At 67.8% G+C, this 10,666-nt stretch carries 9 protein-coding genes; 1 reads left to right on the top strand and 8 read right to left on the bottom strand.

The features are described from left to right. Positions 1–76: 76 nt before the first annotated feature. The 3 genes from P9A17_RS08085 to P9A17_RS08075 form a co-directional block, all read right to left on the bottom strand. Entirely contained in the window at positions 77–430 is a 354-nt protein-coding gene (locus tag P9A17_RS08085) for a hypothetical protein (RefSeq protein WP_278038031.1), read from the bottom strand. A 151-nt stretch (positions 431–581) separates the two neighbouring features. After that, positions 582–1,592 carry a TAXI family TRAP transporter solute-binding subunit gene (locus P9A17_RS08080; protein WP_278038030.1) on the bottom strand — a complete coding sequence of 337 codons (1,011 nt, stop codon included), beginning with the start codon at positions 1,590–1,592 and terminating at the stop codon, positions 582–584. Next, positions 1,589–3,640 (bottom strand): TRAP transporter fused permease subunit, encoded by a 2,052-nt coding sequence (locus P9A17_RS08075; protein ID WP_278038029.1) that lies wholly within the window; start codon positions 3,638–3,640, stop codon positions 1,589–1,591. The genes P9A17_RS08080 and P9A17_RS08075 overlap by 4 nt, the downstream gene beginning before the upstream one ends. A 102-nt stretch (positions 3,641–3,742) precedes the next feature. Between P9A17_RS08075 and P9A17_RS08070 the strand changes: the two genes are divergently transcribed. Further along, complete coding sequence (locus P9A17_RS08070) at positions 3,743–4,702, top strand: ATP-dependent DNA ligase (RefSeq protein ID WP_278038028.1); 960 nt, start codon at positions 3,743–3,745, stop codon at positions 4,700–4,702. Between the two features lie 5 nt (positions 4,703–4,707). On the opposite strand, the gene P9A17_RS08065 is transcribed toward P9A17_RS08070, so the two are convergent. From P9A17_RS08065 to P9A17_RS08045, 5 genes are read right to left on the bottom strand one after another with little or no spacing between them, the layout of a single operon-like run. After that, a complete protein-coding gene (locus P9A17_RS08065) occupies positions 4,708–5,019 on the bottom strand; it encodes an STAS domain-containing protein (RefSeq protein ID WP_278038027.1) in 312 nt (103 codons plus the stop codon). Next, positions 5,019–9,167, bottom strand: a complete 4,149-nt coding sequence (locus P9A17_RS08060; protein ID WP_278038026.1) for a SpoIIE family protein phosphatase — start codon at positions 9,165–9,167, stop codon at positions 5,019–5,021. The genes P9A17_RS08065 and P9A17_RS08060 overlap by 1 nt, the downstream gene beginning before the upstream one ends. Next, positions 9,164–9,529, bottom strand: a complete 366-nt coding sequence (locus tag P9A17_RS08055; RefSeq protein ID WP_278038025.1) for an STAS domain-containing protein — start codon at positions 9,527–9,529, stop codon at positions 9,164–9,166. Before P9A17_RS08055 ends, P9A17_RS08060 begins: the two co-directional genes overlap by 4 nt. Before the next feature lie 14 nt (positions 9,530–9,543). Beyond that, positions 9,544–10,212 (bottom strand): PAS and ANTAR domain-containing protein, encoded by a 669-nt coding sequence (locus tag P9A17_RS08050; protein WP_278038024.1) that lies wholly within the window; start codon positions 10,210–10,212, stop codon positions 9,544–9,546. A gap of 40 nt (positions 10,213–10,252) precedes the next feature. Then, on the bottom strand, positions 10,253–10,534 hold the full coding sequence (locus tag P9A17_RS08045; protein ID WP_278038023.1) for a DUF4242 domain-containing protein: 282 nt from the start codon (positions 10,532–10,534) through the stop codon (positions 10,253–10,255). Positions 10,535–10,666 lie beyond the last annotated feature (132 nt).

Here is a 10,666-nt window from a genome sequence, read left to right as displayed (position 1 = left end):
AATTGACAGCGAGTTCACAGCTTGACCAGCACGTTCGGGGATGGATGCCGGCGCGCAGGCGCGCCGGTCCGTCAGATCACCAGTCGCCGATAGCGGGACCGGGCGCGTAGCTGCCCTGGAACTCGCGGGCCCTGGTGCCGGTGACCGCTTTGACGCTGTCGCGGACCTCGCCCTGGGCGCTCACGATGCCGGCGTCACCGAGACGCGCCTCGGAGGTCCCCCGGGCAACACCGAAGTCGTTGATGCGGATCACGGAGTTCTCGGAGGCCTGGCGGCTCGTCACAATCGGGCCGGGGGCGATCTGGTCGACTTCGGCCCCGGCTACCCCGGAACCCATACCGATGAACGCCGCGGCGCCGAATGCGCCGAGTCCCACCACTGCGAGCGCTTTCACACTGCGAGTCAGGACGATGGAACGGACGCGGGTCATTCGAGGACTCCTCGGCGGTTGAGAATCAGGGATCGTTCGCTTGCGCCACTACAGTCCCACATGAATACAACCGATACACAGCTAACTCCGACAAAACTGTCAGCCGGGCCTGAATCCACAGCTTCCTCTTAGGTGGACACCAGCACATCGGTCAACGAGGGGCGTTCAGCTCATCGAGGGCGAGTTCGGCGCCGCGGTTGAGCGGCACCGGGTCGGTGTCACGCGCGTTCTCCAGTGTGATGCCCTTAGCGGCGCCGACGACCTGCGCCAGCTCCGGCTGCTTCTCGAACAACGTCTTCGTCAGCACGCAGGCCAGATTGGCGTCGAGGTCATCGCGGACCAGCAGCACGTTGGGCACGACGATCGTCGGGACTGCCGACGGCAGCTGGTAGGTCTCGGCAGGGATCAAACCCTCTTCGTAGGCGGGGCTGATCTCGGCCATCGGACCCAGCTGCGACGTGATGTCGATGAACGCGACGTCGTTGCGGGCGGAGGTGAACAGGTCGGTGATGCCTGGTGTCGGCAGACCGCCGGACCAGAACATCGCGTCGATCGACCCGTCCTTCATGCCGTCGACGGTCTTGGTGAGGTCCAGTCGCTGCGCCGCGACGTCCGATTGCGGGTTGAGGCTCGCCGATTCCAGCAGCCGGTTGGCGATGACCTCGGTCCCCGACCCCGGCGACCCGGTGGACACCCGCTTGCCCCGCATGTCGGCGATGGACGTGATGCCACTGTCGTTGCGGACGATGACCTGGGTGTAGTTCGGATAGATCCGCGACAGCGCCTGGATCGGTTGCTCTTTACCGTCGAAGCTTCCGGTGCCTCCGATCGCGTCGGACGCGGTGTCGGCAAGCGAGAACGCCACCTGATAGTTGCCCGAGACGAGCTGCTGGATGTTCTGCACCGAGGCCCCGGTCTCGGCGGCGGTGGCCTTGACCGTTCCGTTGGTCGCGGCCGAGATCTGTTCGGCATAGGCGTTTCCGAGGGAGAAGTACACGCCGGTCGAGTTGCCCGTGGCGATGCTCACCCGGGTGTCCGAGCCCACCTCGCAGGTGATCTCGCCGCCGGAATCGGCCGTCGGGGTGTCCTGCCTGCCCCCGCACCCGGTCGCGGCGGCAACGGTGAGCACCAGCGCGGCGAACACCGTCACAGTGCGTTTCATGTCGATCTCCTCTTGTTGGTGATAAAGGTCAGCGCAACCGCGCCGAGTAGGCACGCGAATCCTGCCGCGATCGTCCACGGATTCAGGAACAGCAGCAGCAGAGCCGCAATTGCCGTGAGAATGCGGCAGATTCGGCCCATCGCGCCGGCGCCGAGCGCCCAGCCGCCCGCGGCGAACGACAGCGCGACGATGCCGATACATGCGACCGCCGATGCCCAGATGACGCCGAGCACCGGGCCGCGGCCCAAGAGGTACTCCCCCGGGTCGGTCAGCACGAACGCGATGGGCACCAGGAAGGCGGGCGCCGCATAACGCAACGCCTGCCACATCGTCGGGATCGCCCGACCACCGGTGACCGCGGACGCGCCGACGGCCGCCAGCGCGGTCGGCGGGGTCACCTCGGACAGCACCGAGTAGTAGAAGACGAACATTGCGGCCGCCGGCGCAGGGACGTCGAGAGCCAGCAGGGCCGGGCCGATGATGACCCAGCCGATGACGAACGACGCGGTCACCGGGATCGCGAGGCCGAGCAGCGCCAGCGCGATCGCCGCGAACACCGCCGTCAGCGCCAGCATCACCGTCCGGTTGTCTGTCAGGGCGTCCACCCCACCGACGAGTACCGACGAGAACTGCGCTCCCAGACCGGTTTTCGTCGTCATCGCGGTGATCACCCCGGCGGCCGCGCACACGGCGACGACCGGCAGCACGCCGCGAACACCGGCACTGAGCGCGTCGAACAGGCGGCGCGGCGTCAGCTTATAGCGGCGGTCGAGAAAAGAGAGCACGAAGGCCAGCGCGGTCGCGTACACCACGGCCCTGGTGGCCGACATCCCCACTGCCAGCAGCACCACGATCGCGATCAGCGACGAGAAGTGATACCCGAAGCGGCCCAACAGCTTCCACACCGACTGCGTGTCCAGGTGGGCTGCCTTCATCCCGAACCGTCGGGCGTCGATCTCGACGGCCAGCAGGATGCCCAGGTAGTAGAGGACGGTGGGGATCATGGCCCAGCCCAGGACCGTCAGGTACGTGACCTCAAGGTATTCGGCGACGATGAAAGCCGCGGCGCCCAGCGTCGGCGGCGACAGCAGCGCGCCGACCCCGGCGGCAGCCAGCACTCCGCCCGCGCGTTCGGGGGTATAGCCCGCCCGCCGCATGATCGGCCACGTCACCGCGCCCACGCTGACCGCGGTCGCGGTCCCCGATCCGGACACCGTGCCCAGCAGGAAGCCCGATGCCACCGCCGTGCGCCCCGCAGCGCTGCGACTGCGGCGGAAGGCGGCGACCGACAGGTCGACGAAGAACCGTGCCCCGCCGGAGAGTTCGAGGACGGCACCGTAGATGGTGAACAACACGATGTAGGTCGCCGCGACGTCGAGCGGGGTTCCGTAGAACCCGCTGCCCGAGTTGTACAGCGCGTCGACGATCTGATCGAAGTCCAGGCCCGCGTGCGCGATCGCCCACCCCTGCGGCAGCAGACCGCCGTAGTAGCCGTAGGCCAGGAACACGGCGCACACGATGGGCAACGCCCACCCGGTGGTCCTCCTGCACGCTTCGAGGATGAGCACGAGCAGCAGTGCGCCCATGACGACGTCGGCCGGTTCGAGCATGCCCTGCCGATCCAGGAACGCGTTGTAACCGCCACCGCCGGACCCCATGGCCATGGGCAGCACCGGATACAGACACACCGCCAGCGTGAGCACGGCGAGCACCCAGTCGACGATCCCCGGCCGGTCCTCCGGATCGAGCCTGCCCCAACCGGACCGGTACACCAGATACACCAGCGGCAACGAGCCGGACAGGAACACGATGAGGTAGAACTGGCTGCCCTGCGCGAGCGGCCGGAACACCTGCCAGATCGTCAGGACCGCGACGGCGAACGCCACGCCCGCGACGAAACGTTGGGTCCAGCCGCCGAGTTCGCGTCCGGGTTTCTCCTGATCGTCGACCTGGGGTACGGCAGAGCCGCCTGCCGCCGCTGAAGAGGGTGCCGCCGTGGCGACTACGGTCGGCGAGTCGCCGGGCTCCGTTGATGGGCTCCGGTCCATATGCACCAAACGTTAAGCGCCGATCGTGACGATCGCGGCGGAATCCCGACTTCCGTTGGCGCAGGACCTTTATCGCGGCGCCTCGGCCCCTAGGCTGGGCGGATGAGCACCGACGAGCAGCGTGCCGGCGTCGATCTGACCAACCTCGACCAGTCGCTGTCCGACACCGCGGGGGCCACCAAGCGCGACCTCGTCGACTACCTCGACGCCGTGGCCGACCGGATGCTGCCGGTACTCGCCGACCGGCCGCTGACGGTGCTGCGCGCGCTTCGCGGCCGGGCTCCGTTCATGCAGAAGAACGTCCCCAAGTACACGCCGGACTGGGTGCGCACGGTGCCGATCTGGGCTGAGGCGTCCCATCGCGAGATCCATTACGCGCTGTGCGACGACCGCCGCACGCTGCTGTGGCTGGCCAATCAGCGCTCCATCGAATACCACCCGGCGCTGGGCCTGGCCGACAACATCTACCGTCCGACCCATCTCATCCTCGACCTGGACCCGCCCACCGACGACGACTTCGCGGCCGTGGTGGCCGTCGCGCACCTCGTTCGCCGGGCGCTCGACGATTGCGAGTTGGCCGGTGCGGTGAAGACCAGCGGCTCCAGAGGCGTGCACATCTTCGTGCCCATCGACGACAGCGCCCCGGTCGAGGATGTGGCCGCGGCGACGCGCGCGCTGGCCGCCCGTGCCGAGGCCCTCGACCCGTCGATCGCGACGACAGCGTTCATCGTCGAGGACCGTGAAGGGAAGGTGTTCGTCGACGCCACCCGGGCGGGCGGCGCCACCGTCGCCGCGGCGTACAGCCCCCGGCTACGTGCGGGCACGCCGGTCTCGTTTCCGGTGGCCTGGTCCGACCTCGACCGGGTGCGGCCGGGCGACTTCACGGTGCACACCGCGGTCGACGCGCTGGCCGGGAGCGACCCGTGGGCGGAGTCGATGCCGGCACCGCAGCGACTGCCCGACGACCTCATCGAACAGGGGCGCACGATTCCGGTGGCGCGAGTGGCGGCGATGCACGAGGGGAAACGCCGCGCCCGGGCCAGACGGGGTGAGGAAAGGTAGATCGGTTACGGCGCGGGCGCCGGCTTGACCGTCACCACGTCGGTCAAGCCGCTGACCGTCAGCACGGGCAGCAGCATCGGGTTGACGACCAGTTCGATGGACTTGGCGTATTCGAACAGGACATTGATCGCCCCGCTGTCGAGGTACTCGACCGCACTGAAGTCGACGCGCAGCGGTGACCCGTCGGACCCGACCACCGAGTGCGCCAGGGTGTTGGCGAAGACCTCGACATTGCTGAGGTCCACCTCGCCGATCGCGGTCAGCACAAGGCGGCCGTCGTCGCGACGGTCGGTGCTGAGCTGCAGCGGGGTGGCCATCAGGCGATCCTTGTATTCATGTGCACGGTGGTGCCGGTGGTCTCCGATTCGATGGTGACATCGTGCATCAGCGCCCTCATCAGCGCGATGCCACGTCCGCGATGCACCGAGGCGATTTCGGAGGGTGTCTTCCACGTGCCGGTGTCGATCACGGTCAGCTGCAGACGGTCGGGCATTGCGATCGCATGCAGCCGGACCCGCCCGTCCGGGCTGTCCCGGTGACCGTGCTCGATGGCGTTGGCGAGCGCCTCACCGGCGGCGATGAGGACATCGAGCGCCTGGTCGGGCGGCACGCCCGCACTTTCGAGCCACCCTCGCAGCGCGCTGCGACTGCCGGCCAGTTCACCGACGTCGGCGGCCATGTCGAGGTCCAGCGGCGCGGGCTGCCGGTAGAGGAGGAGAGCCACATCATCGTGATACCCATCCGCGGGCGCGAGCCGCGACATGATGACGTTGGCCAGCTCGTCCAGGTCGGTGGCGCGGTTGTCCTGGACGACGTCGGTCGCCCGGGCGATGCCGTCGTCGATTGACTCACGACGGCGTTCCACCAGTCCGTCGGTGTACAGAAGCAACGTGGCGCGCGGCGGAATCATCTCCCGCGCCTCGATGCGGTGCGGCGGGTCCTTGAGCCCCAGCGGCGTTGCGCGCGCGCCTTCGAGCAGCCGCGTCGACCGGTCGGCGAAGACCAGGATCGGGGGTGGGTGCCCCGCGCACGAGTACACCATCTCGCCGGTCTCCGGATTGAGCACCGCGCACAGCGCCGTGGTGCACCGTGCGCCGGGCAACCGGGCGGCGAATCGGTCCAGCGCCGACAGCGTCGCCGCGGGACTGGGATTCTCCAGAAGGAGGGCACGGCAGGCGCTCCGCAGCTGCCCCATGACGGTGGCGGCGGCCAGCCCGTGGCCGACACAGTCGCCGACGATCAGGCCGATCCTGCCGTCGTCGAGGTCCACGACGTCGTACCAGTCGCCGCCGACCTGCAGCGGCCGGGTCGCCGGCTGGTACCGCACGGCGAAACCACCCGACAGAGCCGGCCCGAGGATGGCGTGCTGCAACGCCAGCGCGGTCTCTCGCTGCTGGTCGATCTGATGCACGCGCTGCAGCCCCTGACCCAGCCGGCCGGCGAGCACCGTCAACAGGGTGTGGTCCTCCGACGTGAAACGCCGATGCTCGAGAAGTTCGATGTAGACGACGAGCACACCGCGCGGATGCCGCAGCGCGACTCCCGCCTCGCCCGCCACCGACGTGTCCGGGTCGAGCAGATCGCCGTCGCGCAGCGCAGTGATCGCATCGCGCGTGCGAGCCGACAGATCACCCCACCGGATGGGCTCCCCCACGACGACGACGTCCGGCGGGTCGGCCGTGTCGGCATCACCGGTCCACGTAGCGGCGAGAACCCGCCGCGCTTGCCACACCGTCGAAAAGCCTTCGGCCGCAGCGGCGATGGCGTCATCAAGGGTGTCGGCCTGCGCGAGCTTCTCGTTCAGTGACGCCAGCGCGGACTCGCGCTGCACGATGTAGCGCTCCGCGGTGACGTCACGCAGCGTGCCCACGACGACGTCGCGGCCGGTTTCGGGATCCTCCACGTGGGTGAACGTCACGGAAACCCAGATGCGGTGACCGTCGCGATGGGCGACCGGCACCGCGTTCAAGGTGCCGTGGGATTCGTCCATCACACTGTTGAACGCATCAGCCACCCGCCGGTGCGCGATGGGGTCACCGTCCGCCGACGGCCACCACGGGTACTGCGGTCGGTACGGCAGGCCGGCGGCGTCGAAACCGAGGATGTCGGTGAAGGCCGGGTTGATCTCGACGACGGCACCCTCTTCGTCGCAGACGAAGAAGGCTTCCTGAAGCGATTCGACAAGTGCTGTGCGCCAACGTGCGTGGTGGTCGCGCAGCCGCGCGAGTTCCACGTTGGCACGTACCCGGGCGAGAAGCTCCGCGGCGGCGAACGGCTTGACGAGATAGTCGTCAGCTCCCGCACGCAAGCCGCTGATCGAGGCCTCCTGGCCTGCCCTCGCCGACAACAACAGCACCGGGATCGCGGCGGTCCTGCGATCGGCGCGCAATTCGGCCACGAGACCGAGCCCGTCGAGCCGCGGCATCATCACGTCGCTGACGACGATGTCCGGCGCGCTGGCGCGAACGGCCTCCACGGCTTCAATTCCGTCGACGACGGCGTCCACCTGATAGCCGTCGGACCGCAGCAGCCGGGTCAGATACTCCCGCATGTCGGCGTTGTCGTCGGCGATCAGGACACGTGCAGGCGGTGCGGAGCCTCGTTCGGATGTTGATGCCGCATAGGTGAATTCGGACACCGACCCGCTGACGTCGGTGGGAATCCAGCGCAACGCCTCTTCAACGTAGGCGTCCGCGCCGCCCGCCGTCCTGCGGTGTGCATTCGGCGAGGCGATCGCGTCGGCGGGAAGATGCGCCGCCCCGAACGGCAGCCTGATGGTGAAGGTGGTCCCCCGCGCTTCGGCGCTGTCGGCGGTGATCGTGCCCCCGTGTAGTGCGATCAGTTCTTGCACCAACGCCAGACCGATGCCGCTGCCCTCATTCGAGCGCGCTCTGGCGTTCTCGATCCGGTGGAACCGTTCGAACAGGCGCGGCATCTCGTCGGCCGGCACCCCGGTGCCAGTGTCGGACACCTCGACCACTGCCTCGGTGCCGTCCTGGCGGGCCGTCACCGAAACGCTGCCCTCGAACGTGAATTTCAGCGCGTTGGACAGCAGGTTGAAGATCACCTTCTCCCACATGTCGCGATCGATGTAGACCACGTCGTCCATCGGTTCCGAGTCGACGTCGAATTCCAGTCCGGCCCGCTCGATGGCAGAGCGGAACACGCTGGCCAGCTCCGCGGTCAACGCGCCGAGGTCGACGGCCTCGTAGCGTGCCTGAGTACGTCCCGCCTCGATCCTGGAGAAGTCGAGCAGCGTGTTCACCAGCTTCGTGAGCCGTAAACCGTTGCGCCACACCACATCGAGTTCTTCGCGGGCCGCTTCGTCGACCGTGCCGGACCGGCGCAGTTCGGAGACGGGGTCGAGGATCAACGTCAGCGGTGTACGGAACTCGTGGCTGATGTTGGAGAAGAAGGTGGTCTTGGCGCGGTCGAGTTCGGCCAGCTCCTCGGCCCGCTTCTCCTGCGTGCGGTAGCTGCGGGACAAGCCGATGCCCGCGGCGATGTGGCCGGCGACCAAGGTGACGAAGCCCCGGTACGCCTCGTCGAGCGGCCGGTAGCGGTTGAGGCCCGCAACCAGGAATCCACTGGGCGAACCTCCGTGCAGGAGCGGCACGACCAGTGCCTGCTTGGGCGGTTCGCGCCAATCTCCGCTGGGCAGAGCCGGATACATGCCGCCGCCGACGTCGACGAGAGTCGAATCGCCCAGGGTCGGGTCTGCCAGCGACCAGAATTCGCCGTCCACTCCGGAGAGCAACGCGGGCGCCGCCGGGTGATCGGCTGTGATGCCGCTCGTTCCGGCAAGCGCGGCAGTCCCGTCGTCGTTGAACAGATAGGTGAGTGTGAAGGGCAGGTCCCGAAGGTTGTGCGACAGCTGCTGGTCGACGTAGCGCAGAATGTCGCGCTCGGTGCGTAACAAACTGGGATCCGACCCGAGGTCGCGCAGCGTCGCCATCCGGCGCTCGGCGACCACCTGCAGCGTGTCTTCGCTGACGACACACAACATCCCGACGATGCGGGCATCGTCATTACGCAGCGGGCTGTAGGAAAACGTGTGGTAGGACTCCTCCGTGTAGCCCGACCTCTCCAGGAACAACAGCAACTGCGTGTCCCAGGTCGCCTCACCGGTCGTCAGAACCCGGTCGATACGGGGCCCGATGTCTGCCCAGATCTCGGCCCACACCTCGGACGCCGGCCGACCCAACGCCCAGGGATACTTGCGCCCCAGCGTGTCCCGGCGATATGCGTCGTTACAGAAGAACGTGAGCTCAGGCCCCCAGGCCATCCACATCGGGAACCGCGACGACAGCAGGATGCTCACGGCCGTCAGCAGGCTCTGCGGCCAGCCTTCCGGGGGGCCGAGCGGAGTCGCCGACCAGTCCACCTGCGCATGGTCGCGGCCGACGTCGCCGCCGTCGGCGAAAACCTGTGCAGGCGAGGACCGTTCATGACCGTTGCCGCTCACTGCGGGTCCTCCAGCGTCGCAAGGGCCTCCGCCAGCGTCGGGTACGGAGGCAGCACGGCATTGACTCTGGTCACTTCGATGGGCCGGAGCACCTCGGCGTTGGTGGCGACCACCCGCACCGCGACCGACTCCGCCCGCGCCTTCTCGCAGCAGTTGAGGAGCGCGTTGAGTCCTGCACTGCCGAAATAGGTGACCCCGTCCAAGTCGATGACGAGCGCCCGCGTGCGATGCGAGGCTGCCGCGGCCACCGCGGCCTCCAGCGCCGCGGATAGCTTTTCGATTGTGCCGGTGTCGACTTCACCGCGGGCACGGACGACCACCGCGGCATCACCGACGTCCTGTAGGACCTCCAACAGTTCCACGCGCTACCGCACCCTCACTCGACGCGCTGATGCACGGTGAGCAGGAGATGGTCGAACTGCCTTCTCAGTTCATCGCGTGCTGCGCTGATGGTGGAGAACTCGGCCACGATCTGAGCGGCCAGCGACCGCAGCTTCGTGTTGGTCTGCTGCGAGCGCCACTGCAGGAGCTCGAAAGCCTGATCTGCGCCTACCCCGTAGACCAGCATCAGCGCGCCCTTGGCCTGCTCGATCTCCGCGCGGGCGGCGAACAGATCGGGCAATGAGGTGTTCAGGGCGTCGCGGCGAACCTGCCGCAGCGTGTCGGTCAGTTCGACGTAGTGCCCCTCGGTGCCCACCACCGCTCCGCTGGCGTCGAGCATGCGGTCGGCGAGGACGAGAACGGTGTGCTCGCGACCCTGGGTGTCGATGAACCGATGGCGGCTGGAGAACGCACCGCCCGAGTGCAGAGCGTGGTCGAGCAGTTCCTGCACATGCCGGCGGTCGTCCGGGTGTTTGTGTGCGAGCAGGAGTTCGGTGGTCGGCGTGACGGTGCCCGGTTCGTAGCCGTGCATGCGGGCGACCTCATCGGACCACTCCCACCTTTGCCCGACGAACCAGAACCGGAAGCTGCCCACGCCCAGATCGCCACTGGACCTCGGCAACGCGTCCAACGCGGGTTCGGGCACCCGGTCAGTGTGCGGCATTGCCGCATTATTCCACTTGACCGGGAACCGCAAACCTTCTTCAGCCCTGCTGGCGCGCGGTGTGAGGCCCGAACTCGTTCGCCACCGGGACGACGACGGTCGCCGGGAAACCACCGCGGCGGGAATGCTCCCGGATGGCCTCCTCGTCGTCCGCCTCATGGATGCAGTACACCTTGTCGCCCGCGACATAGCTGGTGATCCACCGGTAGGGAACGCCCAGCGATTGCATTGCCGCGTTGGATGTTTGGGAGATCTCGGCGAGCTGCTCCTTGGTCAGCTCCGAGGCCCCCGGGATGTCGCGTTCGATGAGGAAGCGTGTCATTGGCGTCTCCTGGTTGTCTGGTCGTGGTGTGGTCGGCCGGTCGGCCATCACCAACAGTGCGATCCGACTGCCGTGGCAGTCATCGGTAATACCTCCCCATTTGCCGCCGGAGGCACGTTTTCCCTGGTAAGA

This window comes from Mycobacterium sp. 236(2023), from assembly GCF_029623955.1.
Classification (GTDB): Bacteria; Actinomycetota; Actinomycetes; order Mycobacteriales; family Mycobacteriaceae; genus Mycobacterium.
The sequence above is the reverse complement of the archived record's forward strand: the minus strand, read 5'-3'. Positions and strand labels throughout refer to the sequence as shown.